This is a genomic window from Psychroserpens sp. AS72 (genome assembly GCF_038900375.1).
Lineage (GTDB): Bacteria > Bacteroidota > Bacteroidia > Flavobacteriales > Flavobacteriaceae > Psychroserpens.
The window spans coordinates 175,452-196,740 of record NZ_JBBMRC010000002.1 but is presented as its reverse complement, the minus strand read 5'-3'; the positions used below and the strand labels follow the sequence as shown (position 1 = coordinate 196,740).

The window sequence follows — 21,289 nt, the reverse complement described above, 5'->3', positions numbered from 1 at the left end:
TTGTCTGGCTTGAGAGTAAAAGTGTTTACAACAATCCTCTAGCCTTAATTTCTAAGTATTTATTGATGGTATCAATAGTTAAATCTTGAGGCGACGTCAAAATCGATTGGATGCCATATTTTTGAAGTTCGTTGACAATCAGTCGTTTCTCGAAAGCAAATTTCTCTGCAATAACTTTATCGTAGGCTTGCTGTACGGTTTCGGCTTTTTCGGTGATGAGGTTATTAAGCTCTGTATTTTTAAAGAAAATCACAACGAGCAAGTGACTTTTTGCAATTCCTTTTAAGTAAGGCAATTGTCTATGCAAGCTGTCTAAAGTTTCAAAATTAGTATAAAGAAGCATTAAACTACGTTGTGTGATATTACGCTTTACATCTGCGTAAAGCCTACTGTAATCACTTTCATAAAAATCAGTACTCACATTATAGAGCGTTTCTAAAATGAGGTTCATTTGAGAGGTGCGACGCTCTGCAACAACAATATTTTCTACTTTCTTAGAGAACGCTAGAATACCAGCTTTATCTTGTTTTTTTAAAGCCACATTAGATATCACTAACGATGCATTGATGGCATAATCGAGTAGTGTTAATCCGTCAAAAGGCATTTTCATTACACGACCTTTATCAATGATAGAGTAGACAGGTTGTGATTTTTCATCCTGAAACTGATTCACCATCAATTGGTTTCGCTTTGCAGTTGCTTTCCAGTTTATCGTTCGTAAATCATCACCCAATACGTAATCTTTAATTTGCTCAAACTCCATGGTATGACCAATTTTTCGGATTTTCTTAATCCCATATTGATGCAAATTATTACTAATAGCCATCAAATCATATTTACGCAATTGCATAAAACTAGGGTAGGTTGGTACCATTGCATTATCTTCGGAAATGAACCGTCTCGAAATAAGTCCGAAGACAGAAGTCACATAGATGTTCAACTTTCCGAAGTGATACTCACCACGTTCTACAGGACGTAATTTGTATTCTATTTCCGAAGAACTTGAAGCCTCTAGTTTTCGTTCTATACTAAAATCTCTAACTTGAAACTGCTCTGGTATTTCATCAATAATCGTCACATTTACATTGAAAGTGTAGTAATTTTTGATGATTAGATTCACCGGATTTTCATCACCATTTGAGAATTTCTCTGGCAACACTCGCTGACCTTTAGCTCCGTTTTTGGCAACAAACAGAATGATAGTATCTAAAACCGTAAGCGTAACCAACAACAAAACAAGCAATTTAACAATCGCAAACCCTCTTGGGAAAATAAAACTCAAAACAAACAATACCATAATGGCTATGCAAGCATAGAAGAATCTGTTTTGGAGAAAAAATGGTTTTATTCGTTTCAAAAAATGTGTATTTGTGTCTTTGTTTACTGTTGAACTGTTCTGTTAATTCAATTTTAATCTATCTATATTTCTAGTATGCCAAATCTACTATTAACTGCGACTGCGACTGAAATTAATTTACCTAGGAATCTCAACAGCTTCAATAATCTGCTTAATAATTTGTTTGGTTGTCACACCTTCCATTTCGCGTTCTGGTGTCACAATCACACGATGTTGTAACACTGGTATTGCAGAGCGTTTAATGTCTTCTGGAGTCACAAAATCTCGTCCGTCCATTGCAGCAAATGCTTTACTTGCTTTTAATATGGCAATCGATGCTCTTGGAGAAGCACCTAAATATAAAAACGGATTGTTACGAGTATTCACAATCATATCTGCAATGTATTTGATGAGATGTGATTCGATTTTGATTTGCTCAACTAAAGTTTGAAATTTGTTAATCTTCTCAGCACTTAAATGCGCAGTAACTTGATCTGTTTTGCCTTTTCCTTGTAAATTTTGTTCTCGATTTAAGATCTCTACTTCCTCATCAATATTTGGGTAATCGATATCTATTTTAAACAAGAAACGGTCTAATTGTGCTTCTGGCAAACGATATGTACCTTCTTGTTCGACAGGGTTTTGAGTTGCAAGCACTATAAAAGGCAACTCCATTTTATACTTACCACCATCTATAGTGACTTGGCGTTCTTCCATGACCTCAAATAAAGCAGCTTGCGTTTTTGCAGGAGCTCTGTTGATCTCATCAATAAGAATCATGTTTGAAAAAATCGGACCTTGTTTAAAGTCAAACTCTGAGTTTTTCATATTAAATACAGACGTACCCAAAATATCACTAGGCATTAAATCTGGAGTAAATTGAATTCTACTAAAACCAACATCTAATGATTTAGCAAGCAACTTAGCAGATATTGTTTTAGCAACTCCAGGAACACCTTCAATAAGTGAATGACCATTTGCAAGAATAGATGCGATGAGCATATCTATCATTCCTTTTTGACCTACAATAACTTTACTAATCTCGTTTTTTATTAACGCGATACCTTCTTGAAGTTCACTTAAGTCTATTCGGTTTGTAAAACTGAGATCACTAACTGTAGTGTCTAAATTTGGTAAAGCTTCAGGAGTATCTGTTGCATTAGTGTCTCCTAATAATGACTCATCAAACTGATCTGTCTTTGGAGTTAAATCTTCGTTTTTGTTGTCGTCTAAATGTTCCATAATTTATGTGGTATAAAAATCTTCAATCGCTTTGTTTAATCGTAATAAATCACCTTCATTACAATGTGTTTTGGCTTTTAAATGTACAATCTGGTTAATTAATTTTTTAACATCATCTTTGTCTTTTCCAGATTTTAAAGACAGATTTTTTACAAATTTTTCATCTAGTATTTGAGTGTCTAAATAATAGACACGTCTTATATACTCTAGGAAATACGTAATTTTTTTCTCTATTAAATTGTTGTGGTCTTTTGTTTCGTAATACAAATTACCAATTGTTTTGGTGAAATCTACTGTTGTGTTTTTTAATGGCTCTTTAATTTCAACGATACGTTGTCTTCGTTTAGCATTAAAAATCATGAACAATACAATTGTAATCAATGCTAAATACCAAGCCCAACGAAGTGCTGGCTGACTTAAAACAAATCGCATTGGTGAGCTTCCTAATTCTTTGACAGATTTGTTTCTAGAGTCAAAAAAGATCGTATCATCCATAAGATAAGACATCACACTAGACGCATATTTGTGGTTATCTTTTTTAAGCATGTGATAGTTTGTGAAAGCTACAGGTTGTAAATGCAAGTAAAAATATCCACTTCCCCAAGGTACTTCTATAAAATTAGTATAGGTCACATCATCAAATTTTTGATGTCCTAAAACCGTTGTGTTTAAGGTATCAATTTCAGAGAAATATATATTGTTTAATCCTTTTTCTACGGAAATAGAATCACGTTCAAAAACAGGATTTGTAAATGAAAATTGTGCTTTGCCTTTAAATGTATATTCATTTTTTGTGTTAAAGCCTAAAGAGTCTAAAAGACGATCTGGAAAGTAATTACTTGATATAAATATATCGTTTCCATGAGATGCGAAATCTAATAATTCTTGAGCAGATGTGTTGTCTAAATGTGGGTATTCATCAATTACAACATATGTTCCAGTGGTTGTGTATGTGCTATCTTCCCAAGAGTAATATTCGTCAAAATACTCGTAAGGTGTTACTTTAATTTCATGTACTTCACTGTCTGGGAACAAATTAGTTAGCTCATTGTAAAAAATAAATGTTCCGTAAGGTGTTTTATGTGTTTCGTTGTAGGTCTTTTGCCAGTTTACAGGAGCAGGTGTAGAGAACTCTATGGCGATTATTCCAACAAAAAGCAGTATTAAAATTCCGACATATATTTTTAATGTTCTACTCATTTCTTAACTGTGTTTAAAAATTGAGTAAATGCTTTTTTAGCCTTTTCAAATTGAGTGTCATCAATATCAAACTCACCATACCAGATGTAATTATAAAGGTATGAGGTATATGAAAATTCTTCTTTTGTGTCTTTGTTTTTGATTTCTAAATAGTAATCACTGTTGGTTTTTTCTACATCATAATCTATGATTTCGGCTTCGGAAAGCGTCTTCAATAACCACAAATAATAATATCTGATTGCTAGTCTGTAGTTGTTTTCTTTTTCGGCTTCTGCGATGAGTGATTTAAAATCGGTTTCGTAAATATTATTCTCAATATCTGTAACAGGAATAATAGACTTATCGCTAGATTTTCCGAAGACCCAATTACCTTCTTTATTTATAATGGCCTTCACTATAAAGAAAACGACCAGCAGGAAAATGACCACATAAAAAATCTTTAAAGCAATATCTGTGAAGTTTGCAGCTTTTGCATCGCTATTGAAATCAAACAAATCATTAAACAAATCTGATAACCATTGTTTAAAACGTGTCCACCATCCAGAATTTTCTACAGTACGTTCATAGACAAATTCACTACTATCATATTTGTCTTTGAGGTTTTCAAATTCTCGATTATCAATAGGTTCTACATCGACATACACAGAATCTTGCATGGTTTGCAAAGATGTTGTAACATCAATATTTATTGCGTTTGCATGTAATGATATTCCGAAGAAAAAAAGGACGATATGTAAGTATAACAATCTACTCACTAGATCCAATTAGATCAATATCACTCTTTGTATTGATATTTTCATTGTCTTCTTTAAGACTGTAATACACGACACCTTGATTGAGTTGTAGGATGACATTTAGAATGCTACTCACTAAAAATGTTAATAGAAAAATGGCGATCATCATCACAGTCATCGTTTTTTGAATTGCCATTGGGTCTGGAGAAGTATTGGTTTCTATGCTTGTAAAAATATCAACCATACCAAAAATATAAGGAATCATTGCTATGACATTTTGTGCGATATAACTCATCAAGAAGAAGAGACCAACACATCCTATTGCTGCCCAAAATTTAGAACCCATCATTTTCCAAGAATATCCAAAACTTTCCCAAATACCACGTTTTCCGTCAAGATATTCTATAAGTGTGCCTTGATAAAATAAACTAAAAGCACCAATAACCAAAGGCCAGCCAAGAATACCAATAATTGTAATAGCGAGTACAAAAAGTAGAACACCAGCTCCTATTGCTACTGGGAAAAAGACAACGATACCACAAAGTAAAAAGATTAAAATTTTGCCAATATTGGCTTTGTAACTGTTTATAATATCTGTTGCTGTGAAATCTTTACCATCGTGTTGATTGTAAAGTTTCAAATAAATGGGAACATAAGAATACGATATCATTGCAGCTAATAAGCCTATTATTATAAATACGAAAATTAGTAATATAAAGACACCAGAATTTTGATTCATGTAGTCGTCAATAACAGAAGTGTTACCATTCATCATACCACCAAAAATAATATCTGTATAAAACTTACTAAAGAAGTAACCTATGACGATGAGTATTAACAGGAAAATTCCGTTGATAATAAAAAAGTGCTTAAACAAGTGTTTTCCGTTTTGCTTTAAAAAAGCAAACGTATCTTGGAAGTATTCTCCAAAGTCTCTAGATTTATATAACTGCATGTAGGTTTTTTAATTTTCTGTTTAGTATAAATGGGTAAATTAAATAATAATATGAAATAAGGCTAAGTGTTACTAAAATTATCCCAACAGATAGCCAATTAGGCATTGAATTAGAATATCTCGTCACATAACCTTCTAAAAATCCTGCAGCAATAGTGAAAGGGAACGTGCTTATTAAAATTTTCACGCCATTTTTCACTCCCATTTTAAAAGAGGTCATTCTAGAATATGTTTTAGGAAATAAAATACTAGCACCTAATATGAGTCCAGCAGCACCTTCAATAACTATCGCGAAGATTTCCATAGATCCATGAATCCAAATCCCTCGAACACTTTCCCAAAGAACACCTTCTTTGTAGAAAAAGTATTGAAATGCTCCAACCATAATACCATTATATAACATGACTAATCCAGTTCCTAGTCCGCCAAAAACACCATAAATAAAGGATTTAATGCCAACATAAAGGTTGTTGAGTGTAATGCCAATGAAACTTCCCCAATTACTTCCGCTTTTATAAACAGCAACAGGATCACCTGCTTCTATGTTTTCTAAACTCATGTTAACGTATTCGTCTCCTAAAATCAATCTCACAAATGAATCATCATGAGCTGCTGATAGTGCGCCAATCCCAACAAAACTTAAAAAAATGATAAATGCATAAAGCACGTAACGTCTGTATTCATAGACGATTAAAGGCACTTCAATCTTCCAAAAATGAAGAAATCTATTCGTGTCTTCTCTCTTAGTTTTATAAATTTTTTGAAATGCTTTGGCTGCTAAGTTGTTTAAATAAAGAATTGTTTTACTTTTGGGATAGTAAGTTTGAGCATATGAGAGATCATTTACTAACTGAATATAAAGTGATGCTAATTCATCAGGATTTTTTAGGGTTTTCCCAAAAATAGCTTTTTCAAAATTGAGCCATTTTTCTTTATTTTGTTTAATAAAAGCAACTTCTCTCATAGGTATTCAAATTAAAGCAATTAATGGTAGAGTTACAAATAAATACGACACAAAACGTCAATATAAATTTCATCGCAGCAAGTGTTGGTGAACGTATCTTGGCATACATAATTGATTTGATTATAAAAATTGCTTATGCTGTCGTGACCTACCAAATAATGTTTAATTTGTTTAACATTGACGATCTTATTGATGGTATGGATGATTGGTCTAGAATTGCCATTATTGTATCTTTTTATTTACCTGTTGTATTTTACTCACTAATTTTTGAAACCTTTCTTGATGGTCAAACTATTGGTAAACGTATCATGAAAATTAAAGTGGTTAAAATTGATGGTTATCAAGCAGCTCTCGCAGATTACTTAGTACGTTGGTTTTTTAGAATTATAGATTTAAATATGATGTCTGGTATTGTTGCATTAATTGCTATTGTGACAAGTAAAAAAAGTCAGCGTTTGGGAGATATGACAGCAGGAACATCTGTAATTACGCTTAAAAATAATGTGAATATTAGTCATACTATTTTAGAAGAATTAGAAGACAGCTACAAACCAACCTATCCTAATGTGATTAAATTATCAGATAATGATGCACGTATCATTAAAGATACATTTGTTAGAGCAAAAGCTGCGAGAGACTATGAAACGCTTATTAAATTACGGACTAAAATCGTTCAGGTTGTTGAAATCAAAGATTTTAATGGTAGCGATTTGGAGTTTATTGATACTATTTTAAAGGATTACAACTATTATACGCAAGGTAGTTTTGATACCAAGACGTTTTAAATTTAGCCTATTTTTTCTAGGTCAATAAATACTGATTTTGCTGTATGATATCCCAATTTTGAAGATTACCTTTGCCAAAAAAGTAAACATCTCATGTTTTTTCAAATCATAGATATTTTAGGAACTATTGCTTTTGCTATTTCTGGAGTTTTAGTAGCTCTCAATAAAAGGATGGATCCTTTTGGTGTGCTCATTATTGCTTTTGTAACTGCAGTAGGAGGAGGTACGTTGAGAGACGTAATGATAGGAGTTGAACCAGTATCTTGGATGCGAAACATGACGTATGTATATGTTATCATTGGAACAACTATTTTCACAATTATACTTCGGAAAAAAATAAACTATTTAAGAACTTCTCTCTTTTTGTTTGATACTATTGGGATTGGATTATACACTGTTGTAGGAATAGAAACCGGTTTAGTTGCAGGTCTTCACCCAATAATTTGCATTGCACTTGGAACTATGACAGCCTGTTTTGGAGGTGTGATTCGTGATATTTTATGTAATGAAATCCCTGTGATTTTCAGAAAAGAAGTATATGCAACTGCTTGTATTCTTGGAGGTTTGACCTATTTTTTACTTCGGAAATTTATGGCAGATACCAATTTAATCTTTGTCATTGCTATTATCGTCGTGATTGTAATACGATTGATTGCAGTTAAGTTTAAGATTAGCTTGCCCAGTTTGTATAAAAAGGAAGTTGAGTGATTTAGTATTAATTTAATTAAGCAATAATTGTATAAACTGTCATTCCTACGAAGGCAGGAATCCATAGATTTATTCAATTAAGATTCTTGCTTTCGCAAGAATGACAAACCTAGACTAATTAATATAGCATAATTCAGGTCAAGCTAAAACTTACAATAATTTCTTAATCTCCTTGACAAGCGTCTCCATACTATCCTCAGAATAGCCTGTAGAAATATATCTAATCACACCATCTTTATCAATTAAGTAATTTTTAGGGATGTATTTTGTAGCAAATTGATCCCAAATTTCTTTTGTAGGATCAAGTCCAACATTAAAATCAATACCTTTTTTCTTAAGGTTTTCCATTTTTTGTTCAACTAAAAACTTGTTTTCTCCTCTAGATATAGGGATAAAAACAAAATCATCATCTGCAAAACGCTCTAATATTTCCTTCGGAATTTCTTTGAACTCCATTAAACATGGTCCACACCATGTTGCCCAAAAATTGACGAGTACCACTTTTCCTTTTAAATCAGATAATGTAATTGATGTTCCATCTAACATGTCTACAGTGAAATTTGCAGCTTTGTCTTTTTCTTTCAGTATTGAACCTCTGTCGGCTTGAGCGAAAAGTGTAAAACTGAATAAAAAAAGTATTACGACTAAAGTATTTTTCATGGATGTAGGTTTTGGGTGTTTAAAATTTCAGAAATAAAAATAAGAAAAAACCTCTTAATTATAGACATCTATAGCTAAGAGGTTTTAAATAGAATAATAATTAAGATTTACTTTTCTGTAGGAACAGGAAACCCACGATCACGCATTAATGCTTCTATTTTAGCATCACGACCTCTAAAAAGGCGATACGCTTCTGCAGGATCCATAGAGTTTCTAGGCGCAAATAAATATTTCACTAATTTATCTGCAACGTCTTTATCGTAAAATCCACCTGGAGCTTCTTTAAATGCTTCAGAAGCATCACTTGTCAACACATCTGCCCACATATAACCGTAATATGCAGTTGCGTAACCTTCTCCAGAAAATACATGACCAAATTGTGGTGTTCTATGACGCATTGGTAATTCGCTAGGCATTTTTAATTCGGCTAAAGTTTCACGCTCAAATTTGTCGATATCAATATTTGTAGGATCTGCAAGATGCAATTTCATATCCATTAGTGCAGATGCTAAATATTCTGTAGTGCCAAAACCTTGATTAAATGTTGATGCTTTTTTGATTTTTTCTACTAATGTTGCAGGAATTGGCTCACCTGTTTCATGATGTACTAAAAATTGATTAATCACTTCATCTGTAGATAGCCAACGTTCTAATAATTGCGATTGGAACTCTGTATAATCTCTCACGCCTCCATTTAAAGTTGGATATTTTACGTTACTAGAAAAGAAATGTAGTGCATGACCAAATTCATGAAAAAATGTGGTCGCATCATCCCAAGAGACTAAAACTGATTCTCCAGGAGCAGGCTTTACAAAATTAGAATTGTTTGAAGCCAATACATTGGTTTCACCTTTATATGATGTGTAACTTCTGTACGTTGTAGCCCAAGCACCAGAACGTTTACCTTCTCGCGCATAAGGATCTAAATACCAAAGTCCGATGTGTTTTCCAGAATCTTTATCAGATACTTCCCAAACTTTTACATCTTCATGAAATACTGGAATATTTTCTTTTTCAACAGGAGTAAATTTGTAATTAAATAAACGACCAGCGACATAAAACATGGCTTCAGTTAATTTATCTAATTGTAAATATTGTTTAACTTCATCACTATCTAAATCATATTTTTTTTGACGCACTTTTTCGGCATAGTAGCGATAATCCCAAGGTTCAATTTTAATTTTGTCTTTATTAGCATCAGCAATAGCTTGCATATCTGCTACTTCCTCATCCACTCTTGCAATAGCAGCAGGCCAAACAGCCATCATTAAATCCATGGCATTTTCTGGAGTTTTTGCCATACGATCTTGGAGTCTCCATTGTGCATAATTATCATAACCCATTAAACCTACACGTTCTTTACGCAGTTTTAATATGTCTGCAATAATCTGGTTATTATCATATTCGTCTCCATTATCACCTCTAGAATAATAATTAGTCCACACAATTTTTCTAAGTGCACGTTCAGTAGAATAGGTTAGAAAAGGATCCATTGATGATCTCGAATTTGTAATCGCATATTTACCATCTTGTCCTTTATCTGTCGCAATTTTGGCAGCAGATTTAATAAAAGACTCAGATAAACCACCTAATTGGTTTTTATTTAAATAGGTTACATAATTCTCTTCATCATGAAGCACGTTGTTAGAAAAATCGGTGTATAGGGATGATAGTTCTTTGTTGATGGCTGCGTAGCGTTCTTTTTTTTCTTCGGAAAGATTAGCACCATTCATCTCAAAGCCTTTGTAAGTTAGTTCTAGAACACGTTGTTGATCTGCTGGTAACGGATTTTTTTGTGATGCCTCATAAACCGCTTTCACACGTTGAAATAATTTTTCGTTTTGCGATATTTTTGAACTGTAGTCTGATAATTTTGGTGCTAATTCCCCTTGAATTTCTCTAAATTCTGGTGACGACATATTACTACTTAAAATTCCGTAGTATGTAAACACATGATTTAATTTATCTGCCGAAGCTTCTAAAGGCACAATTGTGTTTTCAAAAGTTGGTGCTTCTTTAATATTTGCAATGTTATCAATGTCTTTGAGACCAAGTTCCATTCCAATTTCGACAGCTTCTTTAATATCGCTTACTTTCATTTTGTCAAATGCAGGAAGTCCTTGGTATGGACCAGTCCATTCTTGGAGTAATACATTTTCGGTATCAGTCATAGCTATTTTTTCTTCGGAATTTTTATCGTCCTTACAACTAGAAAATAGAACGATGCTGCAAACAAATACAGCTTTTAGGGATTTTGAAATCATTGAATTTTTGTATTGATTTTGTGAGTTTCAATATAGTTAAAAATGATGGAGTTGGCTGTTGTGGTTTTGTTAATTTATTTGACAGAAGACAGAAGAAAGAAGACAGAAGACAGAAGACAGAAGAACCAAAAGCTAAAGTCCCAACACTAATCAAGAATCTCAACACGACGGATGTACACATTCTTCAAAGGCCAATCTGCATCATCGGTTTCGACGTTTGCAATTTTATCAGCGACATCTAAACCGCTAGTTACTTTTCCGAAGATTGTATAATCGCCATCCAGTTCGTGCACATCTTTTAGCATGATGAAAAACTCATAAGGAGAGGCGAGTTTATATGGGTTTTCTATATCGCTACTTGGCATAGAAATCACACCACGATCATGATGAAACCCACGTTTTGTGTCTGTTGGTAATAGGTATTTGCCTATATAACGTCGTTTTTTCATCACGTCTCGATTGTCTGTACTTCCACCTTGAATGATATAATTTTCTATCACTCTATAAAACTGTGTGTCATTGAAATACCCTTTTTTTGCGAGGTAAATGAAGTTAGAGCGATGGAATTTTGTTTCCTCAAACAACTCAATATCAATGTTTCCAAAATCGGTGACAATACGAACCTTTTTCTCTTTATGTTCTTTGTCATATTGGAGAAAAAACTCCATTACATTTTTGTCGTTTAATAGGAATTCTTCTTTATTGACTTCGGAAATTGTATCAACTTCCTTAATATCAACATCTTTATTAACCTGAGTAGAATCTATAGTTTGCGTAGGTGTTTTCTTTTGAGATTGTTTATCTTCACAATTGAAAACTACTAAGCATATTACCAATACTATAAAAATCCGCATAAAGGAATGAATTTTGAAACGTTCATAAAATCTGCATCAAAAATAAAAAATATTAAGCTTCCTGGAGAAGACTCGCAATTTAAAATGTCACCTCCTTTTCGAGAAGAGCTTATTGAGGCTAATAAAGCAAAGATGAAACATGCCAAACAAGCTGGTGTTATGGCTTTGTTTTATCCTAATAAAGCTGGAGAAACCTATTTAATTTTAATTTTGAGAAAAACGTACAAAGGTGTGCATTCTGCTCAAGTTGGTTTTCCTGGTGGACGATTTGAAATTGATGATCCAGATTTGGAATATACAGCATTGCGTGAAACATATGAAGAGGTTGGTGTGCCAATTAAAGATGTTGAAGTATTAAAGGCGATGACAAAATTATATATTCCGCCAAGTAATTTTACAGTCTCTCCATACATTGGAATAACTAATAAAACACCACATTTTATTAAACAAGATGAAGAAGTTGAAGACCTGATAGAAGTGTCACTATCTCATTTTTTAGATGACTCTAATGAAGTCGAAGTAGGTCTAATGACCTCAATGCAAGTAGAATTAGAAGTGCCGGCATTTACACTTAATGGTCATGTGGTTTGGGGAGCGACAGCGATGATGCTAAGTGAATTAAAAGACTTGTTAAAATTGGTACTATAAAATATTGTTTTTTGTAAGTTTGTTTTTCGCTTAACAAATAAAAATGAATGGGATTATTTAAAAGAAACCCTTTTGGGCATATACTTTTTGTAAAGAAATGGTTAATCAGAATCTTGGGTGCTCTAACACATCGTAGATTTAGAGGCTTCAATGAGCTTCAGATTGAAGGTTCAGAAATTATCAAAAACCTTCCGGATAATAACGTGCTTTTTATTTCTAATCATCAAACCTATTTCGCAGATGTGATTTCAATGTTTCATGTGTTTAATGCGAGTTTAAGTAATCGTGAAGATTCTATAAAAAATATTGGATACCTCTGGAATCCTAAACTCAACATTTATTATGTTGCAGCCAAAGAAACTATGAAGTCTGGTTTATTGCCAAAGATTTTGGCGTATGTTGGCTCTATAAGTATTGAACGTACTTGGAGATCTGAAGGTAAAGATGTCAATCGCCAAGTTAAAATGAGTGATATTTCTAGTATTGGAAAAGCTTTAGAAGATGGTTGGGTTATTACATTTCCGCAGGGAACAACAACACCATTTAAACCTATTAGAAAAGGAACAGCTCATATTATAAGACGTTATAAGCCTATCGTTGTACCAATTGTTATTGATGGTTTTAGACGTTCGTTTGATAAAAAAGGATTGCGTGTAAAGAAGAAAAATGTGTTTCAAACTTTTGAAATTAAAGAGCCATTAGATATAGATTATGAAAATGAATCTGTAGATTCTATTGTAGAAAAGATTGAATATGCAATTGAGCAACATCCTTCATTTTTAAAAGTAATTCCGCAGGAAGAATTAGAAGAAAAAGAGCGATTAAATCGTGAGTTGCGAGATTGGTAGATTTAGTGAGCAGTGTTCAATGGTAGGATGAAGTTAAGGATGTCATTAAGTAAAAACCTCATATATAGCTCGTCCAATTACTGTCAATAACATCAATAATAAAAGTGCGAAAAGCAATTTGCCAAATGTAGATAGAACGAGTTGTGCTCCAGCATTATGATAGCTGTCTTCATATTTTTCGGCAAGAATAGATTTGATTTTTTCTTTATTTCGATATCTAATCCACAAGTAGATCCAACCAATAGGATAATATAAAATACCTGAATATAGTTCCATTTTTAATTTGGCTATTCATCAGGATGTATCGAACTAGATTCTTTATTGGTTTCCTTTTTATTAGACCCTTCAAAAAATGAACTAAATAAAATAATCAACCCAATAAATAAGAAAAATTTAGACCAACCAAAAACCATAGAAAAAACTACAAAGATTAAACCTGTAGTGAACATCTCATTATTAGATTTACTTCTGATATGGTTTGTTAAAGGAAAATCAAATTCAATGAGACCTTCATCAATAAGCACATTGTTATGAAACAATTGTACAGTTATGGCTCCTGTTGAAAATGCTTGTTTGGTTTGTATGTAAAAAGGTTCTGTTTTACCATAAACATCTAATACAAATGTATGTTTTGTATTTGGAAATGACCATTTTTTTGAAACAAGATGTCCATCTATTTTTAAAGTCTCACGACCCATCAAATTCACTTCAAATTGGATTTCTTTATTTTCAATATGGAATGTAACAGGTTTCATAATTAGACTTCTAGCTTTTTAAGTTCTTTATAGTTTCTATTGAGTCTTTTGAGTAAAATTCCGTAGATAAGACGATAAAACACCCAAATAACTAAAATAAATAATGCTGTGAACAGAATCATTATTAAGGTTGCTACAAACATTTGTTTGTCAGAGAATTTTGCAAATTGTTGGGAAATCTCTGGATTATTGTAAACAGAATAGTACAGGCCAAAGGACATAGATAAAAAAGCGACCACTAAATTATAAATCACATAGTATTTAATGACTTTTCTAGTTTTTAAAATGGTCTCCATCAGTTTTTTTGCATTGTCAGTCACAGAGATGGATTTATGTGCTTTATAAAGTAAATAGACAAATCCTAAAATTATGACGTAACTAAAAATCGTTATAGCTAAAAGCACATTGTTGTTACCACCATACATGGCAACTAATTCTGCACGATAGGCTTCCGAAGCAAAATAAGGGTAACTATTTAGGATGATCCAGAAAACTAATTCTGCAATACTGATGTAGAAAAGTGTTTTTACAATTGAGGATGATTTTTTTTGCATCATCGGGTAAATAGCTTCAGCTGATACTTGTTGATCAGCTTGCGAACTGTTTGCTTGCCAATCTTTTTTTAATAATTCTAATTCATCCATAAGATCACGGATTAAGTATTGTTTTTAATTTTTTCTTCACCCTATTCATTTTTACACGAGCATTAACTTCACTAATACCAAGGGTTTCGCTTATTTCATTATATTTTTTATCTTCTAAATACAAAAAGACTAAGGCCTTTTCAATATCATTTAATTGATGTACTGCTTGATATAATAATTTGAGTTGCTGTTCTTCTGTATCATCATATTCTACTGCTTTTATCTTAAAAGAAACGCGTTCAAACTCTTGAGTTTTGATGGTGCGTTTCGACTTTCGGTATAACGTAATAGCGGTATTTAACCCAACACGATACATCCAAGTACTAAACTTTGCATCTCCTCGAAATTTTGGATATGCTTTCCATAATTGTATCGTTATCTCTTGAAACAAATCATTGTGAGCATCTTGATTATTAGTATATAATCTGCATACTTTGTGCACAATATTTTGATGCTTCTCAAGTAATTCTACAAAATTATTTTCGAGTTCTATATTCAATTGTCATTAGTTAGTTACCTATAAGTAGTAATAATATTTAAAATGTTACAGGTGATTAAACATTAATTCAAAAATAAGGTTTTAACTCGCATAAATTGTATCTTTGAATCTCACATTTTAAGTGAATTTTTACATGAATATTCCGCAATCAAAGTTCCCGAGAATTGTAATCATAGGTGGTGGTTTTGCTGGTGTTAATTTGGTAAAATCACTAGCAAACAAAGCCTTGCAAGTTGTTTTAATAGACAAACATAACTACCATACATTTCAACCATTACTATATCAAGTATCAAGTTCTGGGTTAGAACCAGATTCTATTGCTTACCCATTAAGAAAAATTATAAAAAAACATAGAAATTCATTTTTTAGGTTCGCTGAGGTAGAGCATATCGATGCAAATAATAATGAAATCATTACATCTATAGGTACGCTTCATTTTGATTATTTAGTTATTGCTACAGGAACTAAAACTAATTATTTTGGTAATAAAGCAATTCAAGAGCATAGCATGCCAATGAAAAGTATTCCGCAGGCACTCAACATTAGAAGTTTAATTCTTCAAAATTTTGAAAAAGCAGCCATTGCAAGTTCAAAAAGCGACCGAGAAGCCTATTTAAATTTTGTTATCGTTGGAGGAGGACCTACAGGTGTTGAACTGGCTGGAGCAATAGCCGAACTCAAAAATCATATTCTCCCTAAAGATTATCATGATTTAAATAGTAGCGATATGCAAATTCACCTACTAGAAGGCGCAACTAGAGTATTGCCTCCAATGAGTGAACATGCTTCAAAAAAAGCAGAAGAATTTCTAGTAAAATTAGGAGTTCATGTGCACACTAATGCTATTGTAAAAGATTATGATGGCAAAATTGTTGCCACCAATTCAGATTTAAAACTGAACACACAAACTTTAATTTGGGCTGCAGGTGTAACAGGTGCTCCAATTAAAGGACTTAAGGCTGAGTCTATGATAGACAAAGCAAATCGCTATAAAGTAAATAGGTTTAATCAAATTGAAGGCTACGACAATATTTTTGCCCTTGGCGATATCGCTTCTATGAGTACTGAGAATTATCCAAAAGGACATCCGCAAGTTGCCCAACCTGCAATTCAACAAGGCAAACTTCTTGGTAAAAATCTATTGCGATTAATTAAGAAGCAAACACTAAAACCATTTGTGTATAATGATAAAGGTTCTATGGCAACAATTGGTCGAAACAAAGCTGTGGTGGATTTAAAACACTATAAGTTTGGCGGTTTCTTTGCTTGGTTTATTTGGATGTTTATCCATTTAATGTCGCTTGTTGGTTTTAGAAATCGAGTGATCGTCTTTTTTAATTGGACGTATAACTACATCAATTTTGATAAAGCAGCACGATTGATTATTAGACCTTTTAAAAAGTAGATTTTGCGCACCTGCCTGACGGTAGTCAGCTTCCCAACCTTCGCTTAAGCTTTGGTTGGTCAGGCTCTACACTATATCTTTTGTAAAAAAAACAAAAGGATGTCGTTTCCATTCCTGTATGCCGACAGGCAGGCTTAACGCGAAGCTTGGTCTAACTTCAAAATCCCAATGATAATTAAATATTGTGCCAAAGCATAGGTAAGCATAATGCTTATGTTTGAGAAAGCTAATGGCTCATAAAACTTATTTAAAGCTAAAATGCTGTCAGACATCATAAAAAACAGCGCACCTAAAAATACCAATGTGTAACTCATTTTTGGCACATTTCCTTTTCGTAAAAAAGCAGATGTAGACATACTTAAAATAACAAGCATATAAATAATGACAGGAATAAGCATATCATTTAATCCGTCTTTTAAAAGGTAAAACAAGCCTGCAGCATAAATAATTAAAAATGCAATAAACCCTAACGGATTTAAATTTTTGTTTCTGTGTTTTAAAAACGCAATCACATACATGACATGGGCTAATAAAAAAGCAACCAAGCCAAATAAGAAGTAGTTTGGAGATTGATTTACAAACATGAGGAGAATATCTCCCGCTAAAGAAAATAGAAGAGCAGAAGCTATAATCAATCTCAATTTTTTATTGAGCGTTTTACATTTCAGCAAAAAGAAAATCAATAGTGATATAACGATTGCAGGTTTGAAAATGTAATGCCATGACATCAAGCTTTCTGAAGAGCCAGTAATTAACTCTGCAATAACAATTAAACTATAAACAACACTAAATTTCTTTCCCGAAAATGTAAGCATAAACTATTGGTTTCTCAAAAATATGCATTTCGGTAATGATATTTGACAATTGGGTAACTGTAAATTTATAAAACGCTCTAACTGTTGCATTTTTGACCTATCAATATTTGTTGTAGCACATTTCAGCAAAAAAAAACGAACAGTTTAAATCATCAACCATGCAAAAATTAATCACTTTTATTGCAATCTTCATTTCATCATTGACGTTTGCGCAAATTACAATCTCCGGAAAAGTAACCGACACGAAAAATCAACCTGTTTTTGGTGCCAACGTCTATCTAGACGGAACTTACGATGGAGCAACCTCTGATGAAAACGGAAATTTCACTTTCACAACCGAAGAAACCGGAACACAAATTTTAACCGTTTCATTTTTATCATACGAAACTAAAACCATCACTGCAGATGTGTCTACATTTAAAGATCTTAAAATTATCTTACGAGAAGATATGGAGTCTTTAGATGCTGTTGTGATTTCTGCAGGTACTTTTGAAGCTAGTGATAACTCCAAGGTTTCAGTACTAAAACCATTAGATGTTGTAACGACAGCAAGTGCTTTGGGTGATTTTGTTGGAGCATTACAAACATTACCAGGAACCTCCACAGTATCTGAAGACGGTCGACTTTTTGTTAGAGGAGGAGATGCTAACGAAACTCAAATTTTTATTGATGGCATTCGTGTATTTACACCATATTCTCCATCACCAAATAATGTGCCTACACGTGGTCGCTATTCGCCTTTTCTTTTTGATGGTATCACATTTTCTACTGGTGGTTATTCAGCAGAATATGGTAACGCTCTCTCAAGTGTTTTACTGCTAAATACTATTGACGAGCCTGATCAAGAAAAAACCGAAATTGGTATCATGACCGTTGGAGGTGCTTTAGGTCGTACCGAAAAATGGGATAAAACCTCTGTAAGTGTCAATGCGTCATATATAAATTTGGCACCTTATAATGGACTGTTTCCAGATCGTAATACTTGGGATAAACCTTATGAAGGTGCTCAAGGTGAAGCTGTTTTTCGTCAAAAATTTAATAATGGAATGCTTAAGTTCTATGCAGCATTTGATACATCTAATTTTGATATCACTCAAGAGGATATCAATGTTGCAGAAGGTGTTAGAGTTAAACTCAACAACAGGAATTTTTATGCTAACACCTCATATCAAGGTGTTTTAGGAAAAGGTTGGTCAATGAACACTGGATTGAGTTATACCATTGCAAAAACCGATTTAGAGTTTGACGATAATGATATTAAAAATGACGAGAATTCTGCACATATCAAATTGAAATTTAAGAAACGATTTAATAGCAGATTCAAACTTTATTTTGGAGCAGAGCATTTTACGACTAAGTTTGATGAAGGGTTTTCTTCGGAAATCGTCTCACCTGTAAACTATGGCTTTACGAGTAATAATACTGCGCTTTTTGTCGAGTCAGATATTATATTCAGCAAAAAATTCGCTGCTAAAGTAGGAGTGAGAGCAGACAACTATAAATTGTCTAATGAATTTAAAATCGCTCCAAGAACCTCTATAGCTTATAAAACATCAACTAACGGACAATTATCTCTTGCTTATGGTAGTTTTTACCAAAATGCAACTAGTAATGCATTGAAATTTGATCAAGATATTAAATCACAAAGTACCAATCATTATATCATGAACTATCAATTTGTAAACGATGGACGCTTATTTCGTGCAGAACTTTACAGAAAAGATTACGATAACTTGGTGAAATATGATACCGATTTTGAAAGTTTTGATAGTAATTTTGATAACTCAGGTTCTGGTTTTGCGCAAGGTTTAGACATCTTTTGGAGAGATAATAAAAGTATTAAAAACGTAGATTATTGGTTGAGTTACTCATATTTAGACACAGAACGTGATTACCAAAACTATCCTACCCAAGCACAGCCAAGCTTTGCAAATACACATAACTTTTCCGCTGTAGCTAAATACTGGATAGAAGATTGGAAAAGTCAAGTAGGATTTAGTTACACCTTTGCTTCTGGACGTCCTTTTACAAATCCAAATACGAGCGAGTTTTTAGGAGATATGACAAAAAGCTACAATAGTGTGAGTTTAAATTGGGCGTATTTAATTTCGCCACAACAAATTTTATACCTCTCTGTAAATAACGCCTTAGCATTTAAAAACATCAACGGTTACCAATATGCAAACACACCAGATGTTAATGGTAATTTTGCGAGACGCTCTTTACAACCAGCAGCAGATCAATTTTTCTTCGTAGGTTTCTTTTGGACGATTAGTGAGGATGGTAGTGATAATCAATTGGATAATTTGTAAAAGTGTTGGGTGTTGTTTTCAATTAAATAATTATCAATTTTATTAATCAGTTTTGTGCCGTTGGTGATTGCTTTTTTAGACGAACTTATTTCAGATTTTGTTTTACAAATTTAAGTGAAGCCTTCAATTGACTTTGATCTTGTTTTAATTGATTTAAATTTTTGATTTGCAAAGCTATAAGTATGCCGATAACTACAAGCGTAATTTCTCCTATTGTATAAATTAAATATTTACTGAACTTATTTTCAGACAGCATTTTTGTCTGATTTTACTAAAGAATTTTATCATTATTTATTGGTTGATTTAAATGAAGTCTAACTTTTTTAACGATACGCAATAAATAATGATAGAGTTGACTATCTGTTCAATGATTATCTACATGATAATTGTCATTCTTTTATTGACAGTTATTAAATAACTTAGAGTAAATCATAAATAATTAAGTTATGCAAGTCAAGAAAAACCCAGAGGTAGATGTGAGTAGAAACAGCAGTTTATATTTTGCTATTGGTTTAAATTTAATGTTATTATCAACGTACTTATTGTTTGAGCATAAAACATATAAAACAGAGGATTTAGTTGTAGAGAAACTAAATATTGATGACTATATTGATGAAGATATAGAAATTATAAATATAAATACGCCTCCACCACCTCCACCACCACCTCCTTTAGCGGCAATTACTGAGGACATTAAAGTTGTTGAAGATATTGTTGAAATTGAAGAAACTATCATAGAAAGTAGTGAAACTAATCAAACAGATATTATCGCTGATATTGTTAAAGTAGAAGATGTAGATGTTGAAGAAGTCGATGAAGATATTGAAGTCCCTTTTTCTGTCATTGAAAATATTCCAGTATTTCCAGGTTGCGAAAATATGGACAAAGAAGAGCAGTTGGCATGTTTTAAAAAATCAATAAATAATCATGTTAGAAAGAATTTCAATTATCCTGAAGAAGCCCTAGAATTGGGGAGATATGGTAAGGTGTTTGTGTTATTCGTAATTGATAATACAGGACATGTAGCAAAAATTAAAAGTAGAGGTCCAGATAAATTATTAGAAGAAGAAGCAGAACGTATTATTGGCTTATTGCCTCAAATGATACCTGGTAAACAACGTGGTAGACCTGTAAATGTTCCTTATAGTATTCCTATCAACTTTGTTCTTAAAAATTAAAAATTTATTTAGAATATCACTAACCAAAAATACTAGTCTATGAGAATACAAGTAAAAGATTTTATGTCAACTCCAGTAATTACAGGAGTAGGTGAAGATAATGTACAAGACATTAAAACAGTCATGAAGGTCAAAGGAATTAATGCTATTCCAATTGTGTCATATTCTAAAGATGCACAAAACGATGAAATGACAATTCGTGGTATTGTTACTGCTACAGATTTAAGCAAAGATGTGAATGAAAACACAACTTTAAATGATGTAATGACTACATCAAGTGTTCATGTTGTACATGTAGACTCAAGCGCTCAATCAGCCGCCAAAATGATGTTAAGACATAAGGTACATCATATAGTTGTTATGGATGAAGGCGAAATAAAAGGAATGATTAGTTCTTTAGATTTTGTGAAATTAGTTGCAGAATATTCCCTAGAATAAAATCAGCATTAAACCTAAATGTTTTACGTTTCGAGTGCTATAAAT

The 21,289-nt window shown here is 32.7% G+C and carries 22 protein-coding genes; 8 read left to right on the top strand and 14 right to left on the bottom strand.

The genetic code is table 11. The features are described 5' to 3' along the window. Positions 1-25 precede the first annotated feature (25 nt). From WNY78_RS04430 to WNY78_RS04405, 6 genes are all read right to left on the bottom strand, one after another. Positions 26-1,357 (bottom strand): DUF58 domain-containing protein, encoded by a 1,332-nt coding sequence (locus tag WNY78_RS04430; protein WP_342871981.1) that lies wholly within the window; start codon positions 1,355-1,357, stop codon positions 26-28. Between the two features lie 117 nt (positions 1,358-1,474). Continuing rightward, a complete protein-coding gene (locus WNY78_RS04425; protein WP_342871980.1) occupies positions 1,475-2,578 on the bottom strand; it encodes a MoxR family ATPase in 1,104 nt (367 codons plus the stop codon). A gap of 3 nt (positions 2,579-2,581) precedes the next feature. Next, a complete protein-coding gene (locus WNY78_RS04420) occupies positions 2,582-3,778 on the bottom strand; it encodes a DUF4350 domain-containing protein (RefSeq protein ID WP_342871979.1) in 1,197 nt (398 codons plus the stop codon). Then, positions 3,775-4,533: a DUF4129 domain-containing protein gene (locus WNY78_RS04415; protein ID WP_342871978.1), complete on the bottom strand. Its 759-nt coding sequence runs from the start codon at positions 4,531-4,533 to the stop codon at positions 3,775-3,777. The genes WNY78_RS04420 and WNY78_RS04415 overlap by 4 nt, the downstream gene beginning before the upstream one ends. Continuing rightward, positions 4,526-5,467 (bottom strand): hypothetical protein, encoded by a 942-nt coding sequence (locus WNY78_RS04410; RefSeq protein WP_342871977.1) that lies wholly within the window; start codon positions 5,465-5,467, stop codon positions 4,526-4,528. The genes WNY78_RS04415 and WNY78_RS04410 overlap by 8 nt, the downstream gene beginning before the upstream one ends. Continuing rightward, on the bottom strand, positions 5,454-6,431 hold the full coding sequence (locus WNY78_RS04405; RefSeq protein ID WP_342871976.1) for a stage II sporulation protein M: 978 nt from the start codon (positions 6,429-6,431) through the stop codon (positions 5,454-5,456). Before WNY78_RS04405 ends, WNY78_RS04410 begins: the two co-directional genes overlap by 14 nt. A gap of 23 nt (positions 6,432-6,454) precedes the next feature. Between WNY78_RS04405 and WNY78_RS04400 the strand changes: the two genes are divergently transcribed. Together WNY78_RS04400 and WNY78_RS04395 are read left to right on the top strand one after the other, a co-directional pair. After that, complete coding sequence (locus WNY78_RS04400) at positions 6,455-7,216, top strand: RDD family protein (protein ID WP_342871975.1); 762 nt, start codon at positions 6,455-6,457, stop codon at positions 7,214-7,216. A gap of 93 nt (positions 7,217-7,309) precedes the next feature. Next, positions 7,310-7,924 carry a trimeric intracellular cation channel family protein gene (locus WNY78_RS04395; protein WP_342871974.1) on the top strand — a complete coding sequence of 205 codons (615 nt, stop codon included), beginning with the start codon at positions 7,310-7,312 and terminating at the stop codon, positions 7,922-7,924. A 150-nt stretch (positions 7,925-8,074) separates the two neighbouring features. Here the strand turns inward: WNY78_RS04395 and WNY78_RS04390 are convergent, their stop codons facing one another. The 3 genes from WNY78_RS04390 to WNY78_RS04380 form a co-directional block, all read right to left on the bottom strand. Then, on the bottom strand, positions 8,075-8,584 hold the full coding sequence (locus WNY78_RS04390; RefSeq protein WP_342871973.1) for a TlpA disulfide reductase family protein: 510 nt from the start codon (positions 8,582-8,584) through the stop codon (positions 8,075-8,077). Positions 8,585-8,691: 107 nt separating this feature from the next. Next, positions 8,692-10,848: a M3 family metallopeptidase gene (locus tag WNY78_RS04385; protein ID WP_342871972.1), complete on the bottom strand. Its 2,157-nt coding sequence runs from the start codon at positions 10,846-10,848 to the stop codon at positions 8,692-8,694. Between the two features lie 146 nt (positions 10,849-10,994). Further along, positions 10,995-11,702: a peptidylprolyl isomerase gene (locus WNY78_RS04380; RefSeq protein WP_342871971.1), complete on the bottom strand. Its 708-nt coding sequence runs from the start codon at positions 11,700-11,702 to the stop codon at positions 10,995-10,997. 6 nt (positions 11,703-11,708) lie between these two features. On the opposite strand from WNY78_RS04380, the gene WNY78_RS04375 reads away from it, so the two are divergent. Both WNY78_RS04375 and WNY78_RS04370 read left to right on the top strand, forming a co-directional pair. Further along, on the top strand, positions 11,709-12,350 hold the full coding sequence (locus tag WNY78_RS04375; RefSeq protein WP_342871970.1) for a CoA pyrophosphatase: 642 nt from the start codon (positions 11,709-11,711) through the stop codon (positions 12,348-12,350). Positions 12,351-12,397: 47 nt separating this feature from the next. Next, positions 12,398-13,198 carry a lysophospholipid acyltransferase family protein gene (locus tag WNY78_RS04370; RefSeq protein WP_342871969.1) on the top strand — a complete coding sequence of 267 codons (801 nt, stop codon included), beginning with the start codon at positions 12,398-12,400 and terminating at the stop codon, positions 13,196-13,198. A 45-nt stretch (positions 13,199-13,243) separates the two neighbouring features. Here WNY78_RS04370 and WNY78_RS04365 read toward each other — a convergent pair whose 3' ends face one another. The 4 genes from WNY78_RS04365 to WNY78_RS04350 are packed head-to-tail and all read right to left on the bottom strand — an operon-like array spanning position 13,244 to position 15,096. After that, positions 13,244-13,474, bottom strand: a complete 231-nt coding sequence (locus tag WNY78_RS04365; protein WP_342871968.1) for a hypothetical protein — start codon at positions 13,472-13,474, stop codon at positions 13,244-13,246. Positions 13,475-13,485: 11 nt separating this feature from the next. Further along, positions 13,486-13,953: a hypothetical protein gene (locus tag WNY78_RS04360; protein ID WP_342871967.1), complete on the bottom strand. Its 468-nt coding sequence runs from the start codon at positions 13,951-13,953 to the stop codon at positions 13,486-13,488. Positions 13,954-13,955: 2 nt separating this feature from the next. Then, entirely contained in the window at positions 13,956-14,597 is a 642-nt protein-coding gene (locus tag WNY78_RS04355) for a hypothetical protein (RefSeq protein ID WP_342871966.1), read from the bottom strand. A 4-nt stretch (positions 14,598-14,601) separates the two neighbouring features. Further along, a complete protein-coding gene (locus WNY78_RS04350; RefSeq protein WP_342871965.1) occupies positions 14,602-15,096 on the bottom strand; it encodes an RNA polymerase sigma factor in 495 nt (164 codons plus the stop codon). Between the two features lie 133 nt (positions 15,097-15,229). On the opposite strand from WNY78_RS04350, the gene WNY78_RS04345 reads away from it, so the two are divergent. Continuing rightward, positions 15,230-16,501 carry an NAD(P)/FAD-dependent oxidoreductase gene (locus tag WNY78_RS04345; RefSeq protein WP_342871964.1) on the top strand — a complete coding sequence of 424 codons (1,272 nt, stop codon included), beginning with the start codon at positions 15,230-15,232 and terminating at the stop codon, positions 16,499-16,501. Between the two features lie 134 nt (positions 16,502-16,635). Here the strand turns inward: WNY78_RS04345 and WNY78_RS04340 are convergent, their stop codons facing one another. Next, the gene (locus WNY78_RS04340; protein ID WP_342871963.1) at positions 16,636-17,316 is read right to left on the bottom strand and encodes a lysoplasmalogenase; all 681 of its coding nucleotides are present in this window, start codon (positions 17,314-17,316) and stop codon (positions 16,636-16,638) included. 158 nt (positions 17,317-17,474) lie between these two features. On the opposite strand from WNY78_RS04340, the gene WNY78_RS04335 reads away from it, so the two are divergent. The 3 genes from WNY78_RS04335 to WNY78_RS04325 all read left to right on the top strand — a co-directional run bounded on the left by WNY78_RS04335 (position 17,475) and on the right by WNY78_RS04325 (position 21,244). Continuing rightward, complete coding sequence (locus WNY78_RS04335; RefSeq protein ID WP_342871962.1) at positions 17,475-19,628, top strand: TonB-dependent receptor; 2,154 nt, start codon at positions 17,475-17,477, stop codon at positions 19,626-19,628. Positions 19,629-20,074: 446 nt separating this feature from the next. Continuing rightward, entirely contained in the window at positions 20,075-20,806 is a 732-nt protein-coding gene (locus tag WNY78_RS04330; protein ID WP_342871961.1) for an energy transducer TonB, read from the top strand. 39 nt (positions 20,807-20,845) lie between these two features. After that, positions 20,846-21,244 (top strand): CBS domain-containing protein, encoded by a 399-nt coding sequence (locus WNY78_RS04325; protein ID WP_342871960.1) that lies wholly within the window; start codon positions 20,846-20,848, stop codon positions 21,242-21,244. Positions 21,245-21,289: the final 45 nt, after the last annotated feature.